Origin of the sequence: Halomonas sp. TG39a (assembly GCF_000744395.1) — a bacterium.
Taxonomy (GTDB): domain Bacteria; phylum Pseudomonadota; class Gammaproteobacteria; order Pseudomonadales; family Halomonadaceae; genus Vreelandella; species Vreelandella ventosae_B.
In genome coordinates this window covers 2,288,006-2,305,302 of the sequence record NZ_JQLV01000001.1, presented here as the reverse complement: position 1 = coordinate 2,305,302, position 17,297 = coordinate 2,288,006, and the positions used below count along the sequence as shown (strand labels likewise).

The following is a 17,297-nucleotide window of genomic DNA, read 5'->3' as shown; positions in this document are numbered from 1 at the left end:
AGAAGGTGGATTAATAATCAAAACACATTAATGCAAAAAACGGATTTATAACAACCTATATTTGCATTTGAGACATTAAAGATTGGCTGACATTCTCCGTGCATACAGTCATCGCGAACTATGGCGGAACGATATGAACAGCATTCCTTGTGTCATTATGCGGGGCGGAACCTCTCGAGGCCCCTTTATTCGCATGAAAGACCTGCCCAGTGATCAGGCCCAGCAGGCTGATATCTTGCTGAGTTTGATGGGCTCCGGCCACGCGTTACAGATCGATGGTATTGGGGGCGGCGACCCGCTCACCAGTAAAGTGGCTATTGTAGAGCGCTCATCGCACCCTGGCGCCGATGTTGACTATCTGTTTGCTCAAGTGGATGTAGTGAACAAGCGTGTCGACTTTAACCCTAACTGCGGCAATATGCTCTCTGCCGTAGGGCCATATGCTATAGAAACGGGGCTGGTAGAACCGCAAGACGGTACCACCGTGGTAAAAGTCCATAACTTAAACACCCAGCGGTTGATCGAATGCCATGTCCCAACACCGGGGAAGCAGGTGCAGTACGAAGGCAGTGTCACCATTAGCGGCGTTCCGGGAAGTGCTGCGGGTATCCAGCTTAGCTTTTTAGACATCATGGGCAGTAAAACGGGTCAGCTGTTACCCACGGGAAACGCATGCGATGAGATAGCAGGGGTTGAGGTGAGCTGTATTGATGCGGCTACCCCGATTATGCTGCTGCGCGCTGAGTCGGTCGGATTAACCGGCCATGAATCGCCTGCCGAATTGGATGATAATGCGCCGTTGTTAACACGTTTAGAAAACCTGCGCCGCGCAGCGGGGCTACGGATGGGAATGGGTGATGTTAGTCAGAGCGTTCTTCCCAAGGTCGTGCTGATTTCAGCAGCTGAAGCGGAATTGAGCACGCTGAATGTTCGCTATTTTGTGCCTCATCGCTGCCACAAAGCCATTGCCGTCACCGGGGCGATGGCCGTTGCCGCCGCGATTAATTTACCCGGTTCTGTTGCCAATGATATGGCCATCAGCCATCAAAAGCTTTCGGCTGGGCAGCTTCTATCACAGATCGTCCTGGAGCATCCTTCTGGCTCTATTGAGCTGACGGCAGAGTATCGCCAGCAGAATGCGTTTGACCTGGCACGTGTGTCGCTTATCCGAACGGCCCGCAAAATTATGAGCGGGCAAATTTTCTACGCGACCCCTTTAAAGGCAGCGGGTAATCACGCCATCGAAACCATTGATTGAATCACGCTACCACTATTAACAACCGACAATAATCAATAACAGGAGTATCGCCATGACTACCTCGAAGCACACACCGCTTAACAAGTTCAAAAAAGCGCTACTTGTCGTTGCTTGTTCCACGCTGGGCGCCATCAGTGTGAATGCCCAAGCGAACGATGTGAACGTGCCCGACACGATCCACTGGACCATTCCTTTTGGTGTAGGCGGTGGAACCGATGTATGGGCACGCTTCTTCTCTACCTGGATGAGTGACCATATTCAAGGTAACCCTACGCTGGTCATCGATAACGTGCCCGGCGGTGGCTCCATTAATGGCAGTAACCTGTTCGCTATGCGTGCGGACTCAGATGGCAGCCAATGGATAGGCACGTCTGCTTCCACCCAGTACCCCGCCATGCTGCAAGACCGGCGTGTACGTTATAGCTACGACGATTGGACACCGATTTTAGCGACCCCCACAGGCGGTGTGGTGTATGCCCAACCTAGCCTGGGCGATAGCGCAGAAGAGGTGCTGAGCGCGGTGACCAACCAGCGCGTTAAATTTGCCGTGCAAAGCCATACAGGGCTGGAGCTGCCGGTATTGATTGCGCTTGATCTGCTGGGTGCTGATGTACAGGCCGTCTCTGGCATGCGTAGCCGTGGAGAAGGGCGGTTAGCCTTTGAGCGCGGCGAGGCGGATATCGACTTTCAAACTACTTCTGCCTATTTCAGCAGCGTAGAACCTCTGGTAGAGAGCGGCCGAGCGGTGCCGCTGTTTTCGCTAGGTGTGCTTAACGACAGCGGCGAGATCGTGCGTGACCCTGCCTTCCCTGACTTGCCAACCTTCAATGAAGTTTACGAAACCTTGCATGGTGAAGCGCCTAGCGGCCCTGCCGCTGAGGCGTATCGCAAGTTCTTTGCCTCCGGGTTCACACTTCAAAAGTTGATCCTGCTACCCAGTGACGCGCCAGATGAACTCATTCAAGAGTATCGCGAAGCGGCACAGCGTTTTGTGGATACAGAAGCGTTTAAAGACGCGGCGGAGGCCCAGCTTGGCCCCTACACGCCGGTGGTGGGTGAGGTCGTCGAGCAGCATCTGCAGGAGGCCATGTCACTTGATGATGCCACGCGACAGTGGTTGGTCGAGTGGCTGCTAGAGCAGCACGGTGCCCGTATTTAACACGCCAGTTAACACAAAAAAGCACTGCTTAAGCGGTGCTTTTGGGCTCCCTTACACTAAACAACATAAGAGCCATGACAATGATAGATGTCTTATTTTCCAGTTTGGGGCAGTTGTTTACTGTTCCCCATATGCTGTACATGGTTATCGGTGTCCTGATTGGGCTGATTGTGGGCATCATCCCTGGACTTGGCGGTATTGCCGGTATGTCGCTTCTGCTGCCTTTCCTCTATGGTATGGAGCCTTCTGTCGCCCTGGGTATGTTGATGGGGTTAGTGGCGGTGATCCCCACTGGCGATACGTTTGCCTCTGTACTGCTTGGGATACCAGGCTCGAGTGCTTCCCAGGCCACCGTGGTGGATGGCTTTGCATTGGCTAAGAAAGGGCAGGCTGCACGAGCGCTCTCTAGTGCATTTCTGTCGTCAATGATTGGCGGCCTGTTCGGTGCGGTGGTGCTCACGGCCTTTATTCTCATCGCCAGGCCTGTTGTGCTGTCATTTTCATCGTCAGAGCTATTTATGTTGACGCTGCTGGGGCTCTCCATGGTGGCGGTTTTGTCTGGTAAGGATGTCTTTAAAGGCATTGCTGCCTGCGGCGTTGGCTTACTGGTTGGCACCATTGGCATGGCGCCAGCTACCGGAGAGTTTCGGCTGCCGTTTGAAATTGACTACCTCTATGACGGTTTGCCGTTAGTGGTGGTAGGTTTAGGTATTTTCGCACTGCCTGAAATCATTGATCTATTGGTGAAGCGTGGCGCGATTGCCGAACAGCCCTGCCAATTGGGCAAAGGCTGGAAAGAGGGTGTAAAGGATGTGGCCAGGAGGCCTGGATTAGTGGCTCGCTGCGCGGGGATTGGCAGCTTGATGGGGACTATCCCAGGCTTGGCGGGCTCGGTGGTGGATTGGCTCACCTACGGCCACGCGGTGCAGAGCGCCAAGGACAAATCGCAGTTTGGTAAAGGCGATATTCGCGGCGTGATTGCGCCGGAGTCTGCTAATAACGCATGTGCCTGCGGGGCGATGGTGCCTACTTTACTGTTTGGGATACCCGGTTCGGGTACGGCGGCGGTGTTTTTAGGTGGTTTGCTTCTGCTTGGCCTGCAGCCCGGTGTCAGTATGTTAGAGACGAACCTCGATCTGACGTACACCATTATTTGGTCATTAGCGCTGGCTAATATTTTAGGCGCGGCGCTTTGTTTAGGGTTAGCTAGGCCCGTGGCCAGCTTAACCCGGGTGCCATTCGTGATTTTAGCGCCGCTGATTACCATCTTGATCCTCTTCGCCGCCTATCAAGCGACGCGTTCGCTGGGTGATCTATTTGCACTCGGCATTATTGGCGCAATTGGCGTGCTGTTTAAGCAGGCAAACTGGTCTCGCCCCGCCTTTTTGATTGGCTTTGTGCTAGCTCCCGGTGCAGAAGCCTACTTCTATCAAGCCGCTCAGTTTCAAGGTGCAGAAGCCTTTATGCGGCCTGGGGTACTGATCATTGGTGCACTGATTGCGGCATCACTGATTGTCCCCCCTTTACGCAGCTACTTGCACAAGCGCCGCCCAACCGAGAACTCTGCTAAACATGCGCTTCAAGAAGAGGTGGCGCCGCTGTCGCTGGGTGTGATCGATGTGGCATTGCTTGGCAGCCTGTTAGCGGTGGCTGGATATATGTGGTGGGCGTTTGCTGACCTTTCCATGCTAGGGGGCATTATGCCGAGGCTGGCGATTGCCATTATCGTGGCGGCGTGCGTACTGGAAATTATCAGAACGGTCATAAAACCGATGAAGTGGCAAATTCAGACATTAAGCCAGCAGTTGCTCTGGGTAGCCGGTTTCTTTGCCTTGATCGCAAGCGTTATGGTGCTCGGCTTCCTATTTGCCGCCGCGCTATTTTGCCTTGGGTTCTTACTGGTGGTAGCGCGTATGAAGCCCGTTGCTGCCGTGGGTTTAGCGGCTGGCGTGACACTCTTCTTAATGGGGATGGCGAATCTGTTAACGCTTACCTATCCCACAGGGATGTTGGCTGGGTTATAAAATTGACTGCCTCTAAACAAACACAAAAAGCCATTAAATTGGCTTTTTGTGTTTAAAGAAACTAATGATTTGCGCGCTTCGCCATCACAGTGATTTCAATACTGCTTCCGCCGTAGAGGTTAGGGGATTCGGTGCAGGTGCGGGCAGGGTAGCGGCCAGGTTCAAAGTACTCCGCGTAAACAGTGTCCATGTCTTGGATAGCGTGTAGATCCGTGAGGTGGATATCAACCCGCACTATATCCGCTAAGCTGCCGCCTTCCATTTCAAGCATGCGCGAGAGTGCGCGCATCACGAGGCGAGTCTCCTCTTTAACGTCGCCCCGGGTTGCGTGGCCGTTAGAGAGATCGCCAACGGTCAGTCCTGAAATAAACACATAGTGATCATCGACTACCATGTGGCTACCGGGGAAGCTTGGTGTGGGCATGGTAGGGTCATTCATAAAGGTGGGCATACTAGCTCCTTCTAAGTGATGTTCACGCTTACAGTTCTCTTCGACAGATAGTTAACAGTAGTGTTCAGTATCAGTAAAAATGAATGGACGTCGTGGTGAGGCACGTCGCGCTGTCAAAACGGTGATGTTTGCTCTAGGCTTGCGGGTTTTTAGTCGCTGAGGATGATTCAAATGAAGGTCGTACACGTTAACGCAGAGGCCCAGCGCAACGCCTGTCTGGCGCGATTATGCGCTGAGGTTTACGGACAAGAGGCTGGTCTTACGCCGCTGGTTGTATTCACCGGCACCTGCAGTGTGTTTTTTCCGCAAGAAGCAGCGCGGCTGTTTGCTGCTGTTGATAGACAGGGTAAACCTCAAGCGCTGGCACTACTAGTGCTGGACGAGGAGGGCGAGGGCATGACGGTGACTCACGCCTGCGCGCTTGACCAGGCAGATGCCCCGCAGCGTTTGATCAGCGAACTTACTTTGAAAGCCCCACTACGTGTCGAAGTGGATAACGCCGAACAAGAAGCGTTCTATCAAAAAAGTGGCATTAAGCGCTGGTTCGGCGGGGTGGATGGAAAGCGTATTGGCTTGGGCGCTCGCCACCCTGCCAAGAGTATTCGCGAATTAGCGCCTACCCTGGTGTTGGATGAAGCGCTTATCCTGCGTCGCTTTAAACATGACCCTAAGGCGTTTGAAACGGCCAAACAGGCATTTTTGAAGGGCTTAAACGATTTCCCGCAGTCGCTTTAATAGCCCTTGGAAACGCTGCGTTCCAGTTTGTGCAACTAAGTTGCACGTTGTTGCCATGTTATTTACGTGTTGCCCCGATAAAATAAGCATCACGACTAGCTCATTAAAAGAAGGGAGAAGCTGCATGGCATTACCGATAATGGATAACAGTCAACGTTACGGTGCGATTAGCCGCTTGTTGCATTGGGGGATGGCGCTACTGTTTGCTTGGCAGTTTACGAGTGCCACGGCGCACTGGCTTTTTCCCGACACTCCCTTTGAAGAGTTCTTCTGGGGAACCCATTACCCAGTGGGTGTATTGCTACTGACCTTAGTCGTACTGAGAGCGATATGGGCGTTAGCCAATGCGTCGCGTCGCCCGCCATCGGTGAGCGTTATGGCAAAGCTGGGCCATCTTGCACTCTACGGCTTGATGATCGCGATTCCGACGATTGCACTTATTCGCCAGTACGGTTCGGGCCGTTCGCTTGAGGTGTTTGGAATTAATCTGATGTCAGGTTTTGAGGGCGAGGAGATCACCTGGATGACGGATCTCGGCGGTTTGCTCCACGGTGAGCTGGGCTGGACTCTGCTGGCGCTGATCGTAGGGCACATCGTGATGGCCATTTTGCATCGCAAGCTGACCCACCACGATGTGCTGACGCGCATGGCCAGATAATAGCCGGATAATTAGACTACTTCTTTGCTAGCTCGCGCATGGCGGTTTCCAGACCCTCCATGGTCATGGGGTACATGCGGTCATCGATGATCTCGCGGATCAATTGGGTCGAGTAGGTGTACTCCCAGGCTCGGGTCGGCATAGGGTTAAGCCACGCCAGGCGAGGAAACGTTTCGCATAAACGCTTAAGCCAAACGCCGCCCGCTTCGTCGTTAAAGTGCTCGACGCTACCGCCGGGGTGGGTGACCTCATAGGGCGACATGGCCGCGTCACCGACGATCACTACCTGGTAATCCGCGCCGTAGGTGTGCAAAACATCCATGGTCGGGATCCGCTCGTTACCCCGGCGCATGTTGTTACGCCAAACCCCTTCGTAAAGGCAGTTATGGAAGTAGTAGTGCTCCAGATGCTTGAACTCTGAGCGGGCGGCAGAGAACAGTTCTTCGCAGACGCGAATATGGTCATCCATCGAGCCGCCTACATCCAAAAATAGCAGCACCTTCACCGCGTTATGGCGCTCTGGGCGCATCTGCACGTTGAGTAGCCCTGCGTCCTTGGCGGTTTCACGGATGGTGCTATCCACGTCAAACTCATCTAACGCCCCTTGGCGGGCAAACTTGCGCAGGCGACGCAGCGCCATTTTGATGTTTCGGGTGCCCAATTCCAGAGAATCATCGTAATCACGGAAGCGCCGCTCGTCCCAGACCTTGGTGGCACGGCGGTGACGAGAGCCATCCTGGCCAATGCGAATGCCTTCCGGATTGTAGCCGTAGGCGCCAAAGGGGCTAGTGCCGCCGGTGCCGATCCATTTGTTGCCGCCCGCGTGGCGCTCTTTTTGCTCCTCCAGGCGTTTCTTGAACGTTTCGATGAGTTCTTCAAGCCCGCCCAGGGATTCGATTTTGGCTTTCTCTTCATCCGTTAGCTGCTTCTCAAACTCCCGGCGTAGCCAATCATCAGGTATCAGCGCCTCAATGGCGGCGTCCATGTCCTCAAGGCCTTTAAACCAAGCGGCGAAGGCGCGATCAAAGCGGTCGAAGTGACGTTCGTCCTTGACCATCACCGTGCGGGCCACCTGATAGAAAGCTTCCATATCGGCGAACACCACGCCGCGTTCCACCACGGCGTGAAGATCCAACAGCTCGCGCAGCGATACCGGAACGCCCGCGCGCTTTAACGTCTCAAACAGGCCGATAAACATGGCTTAGCGGCCTGTGCCTTTCTGGCGACGGATCATAAACGCCAGGCGTTCCAGCAGTTGAGTGTCCTGCTCGTTTTTGACCAGTGCACCCGCCATCGGCGGCAGCGCTTTGGCTGGGTCGCGGTTGTAGAGCGCCTCTTGAGCAATATTGTCAGCCATCAGTAGCTTGAGCCAGTCGACTAGTTCAGACGTAGACGGTTTTTTCTTCAGGCCTGGCGCTTTACGTAGTTCGAAAAATACCTCTAAGGCCTCGCTGACCAGCCGGGGGGCGATATCCGGGAAGTGAACATCGACAATCGCCTGCATGGTCTCGCGATCAGGGAACTCAATGTAGTGGAAAAAGCAGCGGCGCAGGAACGCATCCGGCAGCTCTTTTTCGTTGTTTGAGGTGATGATTATAATCGGGCGCTGTTCGGCGCGGATGGTTTCGCCAGTTTCGTAAACGTGAAACTCCATACGATCCAGCTCTTGGAGCAGGTCGTTGGGAAATTCGATATCGGCCTTGTCGATCTCGTCGATCAATAACACCACGCGCTCGTTAGCGGTAAAGGCTTCCCACAGCTTGCCGGGCTTGATGTAGTTGGCGACGTTCTCTACACCTTCAACACCTAGCTGGGAATCCCGCAGACGGCTGACGGCATCGTACTCGTATAAACCCTGGGCCGCCTTGGTGCTGGATTTGATATGCCAGGTAATCAGCTGGGTATCGAGAGACTCGGCCAACTCTTCAGCCAGCAGGGTTTTGCCGGTGCCTGGCTCGCCTTTGATCAATAGCGGCCGCTCAAGCACCACGGCAGCATTCACCGCCTGCTTAAGCGCATCAGTTGCGATATAGGAAGAAGTGGATTCAAACGCCATGGGAGAGCCTCGGCTTGTCGAAAGCGGGGTTATAAAAGGATAAACGAATTCAAACAAGTGTACGTGAGGGTCACCCTCAAGGCCAAGAGGTAGTGATAGCTGGCATTCTGCACAACACTGTGCCGAGTGCAGGTTTCCGCGAGGGCGCTGTTAACCCATCCGTGGGCGCTACTTTCGCCATCCATGGCGAAAGACTCTCGCTTCAACCTGCCCTCGCACCGTGTTCTCAAGATATGTTGCAGTTATTTCTAAATCAAAAGCCCTGAAGTCGCTTTTTTATCACCCCTGCCAATTCGGGGGCACTATGCCCTGGCGCTGCATTTGCCGGTATATCGTGGGCCTTGAAACCCCGAGAGCGCGAGCCACGGCGCTAATGTTCCAGTGCTGCTCCTTGAGCATTTCCAACAGTGTGTGATCGCTGTCGCTACCAGCGTCTGCAGGCAGGGGAGTTGCCTGCCGCGTGATGCGTTGGCTTAGGCACTGCTCGGGTAAGTCATGAACGGTGATTTCTTCGTTTTCTGAGGTGGCCAGTGCAAAGGCCAGCGCATTCTTTAGCTGACGGATATTACCGGGCCAGGCGTAGGCGAGCAGGGCGCTAATGGCATCGGCCCGCAGGCGCGGTGATTGGCTGCACCCCCGCTCTTGGATGATGTCATCAAAAACACGGCGGATAACGAAGAGCTTATCGGCGCGGTCGCGTAGCGCGGGAAGGCGCAGTTGGGCCCCGTTAAGGCGGTAATAGAGATCTTCGCGGAACTCACCCTGCTGAATCATCGCATCGATATTGCGATGGGTGGCGGTAATCACCCGAATATCAACCTTTTCAGGCTTATTGGCCCCAAGAGGCATCACTTCTCGCTCGGCCAGTACGCGCAGCAGGCGGGTTTGCAGGGCCAGCGGCATATCGCCGATTTCATCTAAAAACAGTGTGCCGCCGTGGGCTTGGGGAATCAGCCCGCGCATGCCTTTGGCGCGCCCGCCGGTAAAGGCACCGGGCTCGTAACCAAACAGCTCGCTTTCGATTAGCGCTTCGGGAATGGCGGCACAGTTGACCGCGATAAATGGCCCCCTGGCACGGTTGCCGCTGTCATGTAGGGCACGGGCAACCACCTCTTTGCCGGTGCCGGTTTCACCGCTAATCAGCACATTGACGCTGGCTTCGTTGCGTAGCCGCTCAGCCAGCTTCTGCACTTTGCGCATGGCGGGGTCGTCGGCGCCGAGGCGTACCAGTGGTTCAGGCAGACTGGAGGGGAGCGATTGTGCATGCTGAGCAGGTCGCGGGCGGCGGGGCTCCAGCAGACTAATAAAGTAAATGGTGTTGTCGACCCTGGCACGAAAAGCACGCAGTTGATCGTCGGTGGCGCTATTAATGCTGAGCACATCGCCGATCTCGCACTCGAATAGCTCTCCCAGCATGGGAGTGTGATGGGCTGACCAGGGTGGCCAACGGCGCTGGTGTTCACTTATCAGATCACGACCCACTGCGTTGGCGGCAATCACTTGCCCGTTCTCTTCAATGGCGATGAGTCCGCGCCCGTTTACATGCACAAACTCTCGTGAGGTATCCAGCCGCACCATCAGGCAGTCACGGTAGCGCTGGAGAAAATAGGCGTCCTCGATCATCCGTGCGTAGAGCGTTACCAGCGAGAGGCTAAAATTTTGGCTCTCATGCTGGGTGGGTGATTGCAGCGCTGAGATGTCCAGCACGGCCATGACGTTGCCTTGCGGGTCGGCGATGGGCGCGGCAGTGCAGGTAAGCGAAATATGCGAGGCGTCGAAGTGCTCCTGGCGGTGGCAAATGATTGCTTGTCGGTCATGCAGGCAGGTGCCTACTGCACAGGTGCCTGCAAAGCGTTCGTCCCAGTCAGCACCCAGATAGAGGCCTGCCCGGCGCAGTTGCTGGTCTTGGTTAGGGTCGCCGCGAAACTCGACGGTTATCCCGCGGTGGTCGGTGAGTAGCAGCACGTAGCCTAGCTGGGCGATTTGTTGATAGAGCTGGTCAACCCCAGCGCGTGCCACGTGTAAAAGTTCATCGACAGATTCCCGGTGCTCAATCAGGGTTTGCTGGGGCACCACCCGAGCTGGGCGTGGCTGGGTGGGATCGAGTTGGTACTCGTTTAGACAGCGCAGCCAGGAGCGTCGAATGGTTTGCTGGGCCGGTAGCTGCGGAACTTCCAGGCCTTCGCCGAGCTGGAAAATATGCTCAATATGCTGGCGCTGGACGGATTGCAGCCGTGCAGGCAGAGGCGATTGAGTAGGCATGGCGTGGTTCACCGTGGGGCTTGTTATTGTCCTTCCAGCCTATGCGCTCTGGCGTGGGTGTCAACGCGGCGCTATTACGCCGTTAGTCGTGCGTTACACCTGTAACGCCGTTTACAACTAAACGTGACAGGTGTACGCCTTGTGCGACGCCTAATAGATATCTGCTTTTTTAGAATTGTTTATATTTTTCAGATGCTTGTGGTTTATATGAAATGATTGGCACGGCGGGTGCTTAGAGTTGGGTGTCTCAACAGCAATTCAACAATAACAAACGATGGAGTACTCGCTATGTCCGAAATATCGGCACAAACCCAGCAAACCGCCACGGCCACTGTCCAAGGGTGGCTGAGTGATTTTGATAAAGCGCTGCAAGGCCAGGATATCCAGCGTGTCTTGTCGCTATTTAATGAGGAGTGCTACTGGCGCGACTTTGTAACCTTTACCTGGAATTTAAAAACCTGTGAGGGAAAAGATGCTATTCAGGCCATGCTCAATGCAACCCTGGAGAACGTGCGTCCTTCGAACTGGCAGCTAGAAGGCGAAGCTACCCAGAACGGCGATACCAGTGAGGCGTGGTTTACCTTCGAGACAGCGGTCGCCAGCGGCAAAGGCTACCTGCGCCTTAAAGACGGCAAGTGCTGGACGCTGCTAACGACTATGCAAGCGCTCAACGATTTTCCCGAACCGCGTAATCACAACCGTCCGAAAGGGGCCGAGCATGGCGCCAACAAACAGCGTGAAACCTGGCTAGAAGCACGGGAGCGCGAAGAGGCAGAGCTTGGCTATACCCAACAGCCTTACTGCGTAATCATCGGCGGAGGCCAAGGTGGGATTGGCCTTGGGGCCCGGCTGAAGCAGATGGGCGTGCCGACCATTATTATCGAGCGCAACGAGCGAGCCGGGGACTCCTGGCGCAAGCGCTATAAGTCGCTCTGCCTGCATGATCCAGTCTGGTACGACCACCTTCCCTATATTCCTTTCCCTGAAAACTGGCCGGTGTTTGCCCCCAAAGACAAGGTGGGCGATTGGCTGGAGATGTACACAAAAGTGATGGAGCTCAATTATTGGAGTTCCACTGAGTGTCAGAATGCACGTTATGACGAAGCCGCAGGCGAGTGGGTGGTTAACGTTAAGCGCAACGGCGAAGAGATCACGCTACGCCCGAAACAGCTGGTAATGGCCACCGGGATGTCGGGCATGCCCAATGTGCCGACATTTCCGGGCGCAGAGAGCTTCGCAGGCGAACAGCAGCACTCCAGTCAGCATCCAGGGCCGGATGCTTACGCGGGCAAGAAGTGTGTGATTGTAGGCTCGAATAACTCTGCTCACGATATTGCCGCGGCACTTTGGGAGCACGACGCCGATGTGACCATGCTGCAGCGTTCATCCACCCATATTGTGAAGTCGGATTCATTGATGGAGGAAGTGCTGGGGCCGCTCTACTCCGAAGAGGCGGTGGCCAATGGCTTAACCCACGACAAGGCTGATCTGATTTTTGCCTCGATTCCCTACAAGGTGCTGCCAGATTTTCAGCGTCCGGCGTTTGAGGCAATCAAACAGCGCGACGCCGAGTTCTATCAGAAGCTGGAAGATGCGGGCTTTCTGCTCGATTTCGGTGACGATGGCTCGGGGCTGTTTTTGAAGTATCTACGCCGGGGCTCAGGTTATTACATCGATGTGGGGGCCTGCGATTTGGTGGCCAACGGCGATATCAAGCTACGCAGCGGCGTAGGCATTGAGCGCATCAATCCCCACTCCATCACACTCACCGATGGCAGTGAGCTAGCGGCAGATTTGATCGTTTACGCGACTGGCTATGGCTCCATGAACGGCTGGGCGGCCAGGCTTATCTCCCAAGAGGTGGCGGATAAAGTCGGCAAGTGCTGGGGCCTGGGCTCTGACACCACCAAAGACCCCGGCCCTTGGGAGGGCGAGCTGCGCAATATGTGGAAACCCACCCAGCAAGAGGCGCTGTGGTTCCACGGCGGCAACCTGCACCAGTCGCGGCACTACTCACACTATTTAGCGCTGCAGTTAAAGGCACGAATGGAGGGGCTGGAAACGCCTGTCTATGGGCTGCAGCCGGTTCATCATACGTCTTAACAGGAAGGGTAACCCATGAGTCAATCAAGCATGCAGGCAGCTGTGTGGTACGCGGCAAAAGATCTTCGCGTTGAGCAAGTTTCGGTTCCCACTATCAGCGACCCCCATGAAGTGAAGGTGAAAGTCGCCGCCTGTGGCATTTGCGGCAGTGATCTGCACGAGTATGCTGCCGGGCCGATTTTTATTCCGGTAGGTAAGCCGCACCCGATCAGTGGCGAGCAGGCGCCGATCATTATGGGCCATGAATTTGCCGGGGAAGTGGTCGAGGTCGGCGATAAGGTAACGCGAGTAAAAGTGGGCGACCGCGTCGCCATTGAACCGATTCTCTCGCCCAATAAAGACGGCGCCTACCAAATGGAGCGCTATAACCTGACGCCCTTGCTTGGCTTTCATGGCCTCTCGGGCGGTGGTGGTGGCTTCTCGGAGTTCACCGTGATGGGTGAGCACATGGTACATAAGCTGCCGGATGAGCTTAGCTACGAGCAGGGCGCTCTGGTAGAGCCCGCGGCGGTAGCGCTGCATGCGGTGCGCCAAAGCTGCCTGAAAGCCGAGGATAGCGCGGTAGTATTTGGCGCTGGACCAATCGGTTTGATGACTATTGAGGCTCTTAAGGCCGCAGGAGCTGCGCAGATTTATGCAGTGGAAGTGGCACCATCTCGTAAGGCCAAAGCTGAAGCGCTAGGGGCCACTGTGGTTGATCCGCAACAGGAGGATCCAGTGGCGAAATTACAAGCCTTGAGCGGTGGCGGGGTAGACGTGGCGTTTGAGGTGACCGGAATTCCTGCCGTGCTCAATCAGGCGCTGAATAGCACCCACGAAGGGGGTGAAGTGGTGGTGGTGAGTATTTGGGAAGGAGAGGCCAGCTTTCAGCCTAACGACCTCGTCATCAAAGAGCGTACCATGAAGGGCATTATCGCCTATCGCCATGTTTACCCAGCGGTGATGGCGTTGATGCAGCGGGGCTACTTCCGCGCCGAGGATATGGTCACCCAGCGCATTCCACTGGCGGATATCGTGGAGGAGGGCTTTGAGGCGCTGCTAAGCGACAAAGCCCAGGTGAAAATTATCGTGACACCCTAGCCACTATCTTGAGGATTTTTAAGCGCTAACGAACTCACATGATTCTTTGTGATGCACAAAGGCTGAAAATTGCGCAATGGTGGTGCACTTTATTTGTTGCAGTGCGAAAAAGATCAATGCGAATCAAGTGGTATTATATTAAGTTGTTGTTTTATAGGTTTTTTTTAAAAAGTGGCACGCAGATCGCAATATATATGGCAAAGGGTGATTGAATAGAGAAGCACCATTCACTATCTAGCTTCTCTGCCTTCTTCATCCACGTTGTTACCACCTGGTAGCAACACACCGAGTGAGCTGGCGTGCTCCACCTGGGTCCCCTTCGGGGGACTTTTTTTATGCCTGTATTTTATGTCTTAGTTTGATGTTTGAGCTTTATGACCGAGTTTTATAAATAGAAAAACTATCAGGGCGCACTTTCTTATAACAATATTTCACAAGACATTTGGAAACAGTGTTCGTATACTACAGTCTGTATAGGAAAGTTGGATAGCAACTACCGCAATCCCCAAGCGCAAGGAACTGCGCGCTGCATAGAGGATGACCCTGATGAGTAATATGAAACTGATTTCTGCTGCTGTTATCACCGCTAGCTTTGCACTGGCAAGCCAAGCGGCACTGGCTTATAACGCTGGTGACGTATTTGTTCGTGGCGGCGTTGCCCAAACGGATACGGGTTCAGGTAATGGCAATCTGAATGGTGATTCACTGAACGTGCAGAGCGCTCGCGGCTTCACCTTTGGTGCTGGTTACCTGTTCACCGATAAGGTGGGCGTTGAGCTCAACAGCTCTGAGAAGTTCGAGCACGATCTGAATACATCTGCTTTGGGCGATGTGGGTAGCGTAGATCGTCTGCCTGTTAACCTATTAGTTAACTATTATCCAATGGGTGGTCTGGATTCCAAAGTTCAGCCTTACGTGGGTGCTGGCCTTAACTACACACGCTTCTCTGGCGAGCCTAGCGGTGTAAACGTTGATGAGAGCTACGGCGCCATCGGCCAAGTGGGCGTTGATCTGGCCGTGACTGACAATATCATGCTCAATGGCTACGCCAGCTATGCTGACGTAAACGCTGATATCAATGTGGGCGGTGAAGTCGACATTGAACCCGTCACCATTGGCGGTGGTGTTACTTACCGCTTCTAAGTTTCGTTTCTAAGTTCCATCTGGCTTCTCCTGATAGCCAGACACAATTCAACGCCCGGCCATGTGCCGGGCGTTGTTTTTTGCGCTTGGAAAGAGGGCTTAGGGCGTGAGGTTCGCAAAACCACTTTCAGTCACCGCCACATTATCTTCAACACGAATACCGCCACAGGGCGTAAGTTGGTCGACGAGTTGCCAGTTGATGGGTAGGTCAGTATTGCGCAGCGGAGCGAGTAGCATATTGATAAAATACAGCCCAGGCTCGATGGTGACGACCATGCCTGGACGCAGTGTGCGTGTAAGCCGTAGCGCTGGGTGCTGCTCTGGGGCAGGGGCTGGTGTGCCATCCGGGTGGCGCAACCCGGCCACATCGTGTACCTGGAGGCCCAGCGAGTGTCCCAGCCCATGAGGGCAGAATGCCCGTGTAACGCCTTCGGCCACCGCTTGTTCGGCGGAACCTTTAAACAGGTCGTTAGCCACCAATATTTCACCTAGCTGCTGATGCATCTGCTTGTGGAGTGTCAAAAAGCTAACCCCAGGCGCAACGCCTCTCACTAGTTCTTTCTTTAAACCCTGCATAGCGGTAACCAGTTCGCCAAACGCGACGGGGGCATCGGGGCCTGCATAGGTACGGGTAATATCGGCGCAGTAACCGCGAAAGCGGCGGCCAGCATCAACTAGCAGGCTGTAGCGCTGTTTCGGCGCGGTAAGGTCGTAGTATTGATAATGCAGCACGCCTGCGTGCTCATTTAAGCCAATAATATTTTGGTAAGGCACGTGTGATTCGCGCTGACGGCTAGCCCCCAGGTACGCCAACTGAATATCCAGTTCAGCGGATGCACCAATAAAAGCGGCTTGCGCCGCCTGATGGCCTGCTATCGCTAAGCGGTTGGCTTCACGAAGACAGGCGATCTCGTAGGGCGTTTTAAATAGCCGTAACTCATCAAGCGCCTTTATAACTGGTTCGGGCTGAATATCAGCCTTTGACGCCAGTTGGGCGCCGGAGGTGAGTCGCTCAATATCGCCAATAACGGCGGTATTGCCGGTCAGTGGGGGGGAGACTTTATCGCTGCATAAGTGAATATCGAACGCCGCTACCCAGGGCTCTTCAGGTAGGTGAGTGGGCAAGTGCCAAAAATCAGCGGGTGCATATAAGTAGAGCTGTGGGCGCTCTCCCGGCTGAATAACCAGCCAGCTATGCTGTACATCGGCTAAACCCACCCAGTGCATAAAGTGCCCATAGGTTTGAAAAGGCGGCGTATGGTCATCAGCAAAGTGGTCGCTGGCGTGACCGCTATAAATCGCCAGACTATCCAGCTTGTGGTCAGCCAACATTTCTGCATAAGCATGCTGCAGGTGCGCTATATGATCGCGTTGCAAATTAAATAAGGTAGTTGACATATAAAGCTATGCCCTCTGTTAAGTAAGCTTTCTCAAATACGCTTTTTCAAATACGTGTTCAGGCACGCGGCGGAGTAAGCTCACTCCAGAACCCGTCGAGCTCAGCATGGTGATGGCTTTGGTGGCGGTATAACCGTAGCTCCATGGGTACATCCCAGCGGCTATCGCCCGCTCTTACCAGGGTGCCTTGAGCAAGCTCTGCGGCCACGTTGCGTTCTGGCAACCAGCTCATTCCATAGCCCAGTAGCACCAGCTCTTTAATACCCGCCGCGTAGAGGTTTTCACTCTGTGCGGTTAAAAAGGTGGTTTGCGGAAGCCTGGCTAAATGCGCTTTCACCGCAGACCCCAACAACCCGCGCTTGGGATAGGCAAGCCAGGGCAATGGCTGAGAGCGCGACCCTGGCAACAGCGCGCGGGGTTCTCCCTCTGGGCTTAGCCCGGTCACTGGAATCAGTCGTTCATGCCCAATCACGCGATAGTTGCAGGCACTGGTATCGATATCCAGATCGCAGCGACCAATTGGCCAGTAACAGATCGCCAGGTCGCACTCCGCCCGCGCTAAGGCTTGAAAGTAATCATTGGCCACCCAGCCGGTCGCCCGCAAATAGGGCTGCACGCGATCTTGCCAACCCGTGGAGGCCAGCCATTCAGGTAAAAAGTGCGGCAATAGGCTCTGCGGTGCGGCAACCATAATACGTCGCTGCTGGCCTGCGTTAATCTCACGCACCCGGTCACGGGTCAGCCGCACGCGTTCTGTCACCTGTTCGCACAGGGTCAAAAACTCCTCCCCAGCAGGGGTGAGCGAGAGCGGTAGCGTTTGCCGATTAATCAGCGTTACGCCCATCTCCTCCTCAAGCAGTTTAATCCGCCGGGAGAAGGTGGGCTGGGTAACGTGTTGATCATCTGCTGCGCGAGAAAAATGCCGTGTTCTGGCCAGGGCGATAAAATCTTCTAGCCAGCGAATTTCCAT

The 17,297-nt window shown here is 54.6% G+C and carries 14 protein-coding genes; 8 read left to right on the top strand and 6 right to left on the bottom strand.

Annotated features, from left to right (window positions below; genetic code table 11):
- Positions 1–133: 133 nt before the first annotated feature.
- The 3 genes from U738_RS10300 (at position 134) to U738_RS10290 (ending at position 4,441) form a co-directional block, all read left to right on the top strand.
- A complete protein-coding gene (locus U738_RS10300) occupies positions 134–1,258 on the top strand; it encodes a 4-oxalomesaconate tautomerase (RefSeq protein ID WP_035579921.1) in 1,125 nt (374 codons plus the stop codon).
- A 52-nt stretch (positions 1,259–1,310) separates the two neighbouring features.
- Entirely contained in the window at positions 1,311–2,417 is a 1,107-nt protein-coding gene (locus tag U738_RS10295; RefSeq protein ID WP_035579920.1) for a tricarboxylate transporter, read from the top strand.
- Between the two features lie 80 nt (positions 2,418–2,497).
- On the top strand, positions 2,498–4,441 hold the full coding sequence (locus U738_RS10290) for a tripartite tricarboxylate transporter permease (RefSeq protein ID WP_035579918.1): 1,944 nt from the start codon (positions 2,498–2,500) through the stop codon (positions 4,439–4,441).
- Between the two features lie 61 nt (positions 4,442–4,502).
- Here the strand turns inward: U738_RS10290 and U738_RS10285 are convergent, their stop codons facing one another.
- Positions 4,503–4,892, bottom strand: a complete 390-nt coding sequence (locus U738_RS10285; RefSeq protein WP_035579916.1) for a RidA family protein — start codon at positions 4,890–4,892, stop codon at positions 4,503–4,505.
- Positions 4,893–5,063: 171 nt separating this feature from the next.
- On the opposite strand from U738_RS10285, the gene U738_RS10280 reads away from it, so the two are divergent.
- Entirely contained in the window at positions 5,064–5,627 is a 564-nt protein-coding gene (locus tag U738_RS10280) for a hypothetical protein (RefSeq protein WP_035579914.1), read from the top strand.
- A gap of 124 nt (positions 5,628–5,751) precedes the next feature.
- Positions 5,752–6,285: a cytochrome b gene (locus tag U738_RS10275; RefSeq protein WP_035579912.1), complete on the top strand. Its 534-nt coding sequence runs from the start codon at positions 5,752–5,754 to the stop codon at positions 6,283–6,285.
- A gap of 16 nt (positions 6,286–6,301) precedes the next feature.
- Here the strand turns inward: U738_RS10275 and U738_RS10270 are convergent, their stop codons facing one another.
- The 3 genes from U738_RS10270 to U738_RS10260 all read right to left on the bottom strand — a co-directional run bounded on the left by U738_RS10270 (position 6,302) and on the right by U738_RS10260 (position 10,603).
- Positions 6,302–7,483 carry a vWA domain-containing protein gene (locus tag U738_RS10270; RefSeq protein ID WP_035579910.1) on the bottom strand — a complete coding sequence of 394 codons (1,182 nt, stop codon included), beginning with the start codon at positions 7,481–7,483 and terminating at the stop codon, positions 6,302–6,304.
- A gap of 3 nt (positions 7,484–7,486) precedes the next feature.
- Positions 7,487–8,341 carry an AAA family ATPase gene (locus U738_RS10265; protein ID WP_035579908.1) on the bottom strand — a complete coding sequence of 285 codons (855 nt, stop codon included), beginning with the start codon at positions 8,339–8,341 and terminating at the stop codon, positions 7,487–7,489.
- 279 nt (positions 8,342–8,620) lie between these two features.
- Positions 8,621–10,603 carry a sigma-54-dependent Fis family transcriptional regulator gene (locus U738_RS10260; protein ID WP_035579906.1) on the bottom strand — a complete coding sequence of 661 codons (1,983 nt, stop codon included), beginning with the start codon at positions 10,601–10,603 and terminating at the stop codon, positions 8,621–8,623.
- A 288-nt stretch (positions 10,604–10,891) separates the two neighbouring features.
- On the opposite strand from U738_RS10260, the gene U738_RS10255 reads away from it, so the two are divergent.
- The 3 genes from U738_RS10255 to U738_RS10245 all read left to right on the top strand — a co-directional run bounded on the left by U738_RS10255 (position 10,892) and on the right by U738_RS10245 (position 14,929).
- On the top strand, positions 10,892–12,706 hold the full coding sequence (locus tag U738_RS10255; RefSeq protein WP_035579903.1) for an NAD(P)/FAD-dependent oxidoreductase: 1,815 nt from the start codon (positions 10,892–10,894) through the stop codon (positions 12,704–12,706).
- Positions 12,707–12,721: 15 nt separating this feature from the next.
- Positions 12,722–13,786, top strand: coding sequence for a 2,3-butanediol dehydrogenase (locus tag U738_RS10250; RefSeq protein ID WP_269449325.1), 1,065 nt, complete (start codon positions 12,722–12,724; stop codon positions 13,784–13,786).
- A 546-nt stretch (positions 13,787–14,332) separates the two neighbouring features.
- Positions 14,333–14,929, top strand: a complete 597-nt coding sequence (locus tag U738_RS10245) for an OmpW/AlkL family protein (protein WP_172821670.1) — start codon at positions 14,333–14,335, stop codon at positions 14,927–14,929.
- 99 nt (positions 14,930–15,028) lie between these two features.
- Here U738_RS10245 and pepQ read toward each other — a convergent pair whose 3' ends face one another.
- A complete protein-coding gene (pepQ, locus tag U738_RS10240; protein ID WP_035579895.1) occupies positions 15,029–16,327 on the bottom strand; it encodes a Xaa-Pro dipeptidase in 1,299 nt (432 codons plus the stop codon).
- A gap of 58 nt (positions 16,328–16,385) precedes the next feature.
- On the bottom strand, positions 16,386–17,297 hold the full coding sequence (locus tag U738_RS10235; protein WP_035579893.1) for a LysR family transcriptional regulator: 912 nt from the start codon (positions 17,295–17,297) through the stop codon (positions 16,386–16,388).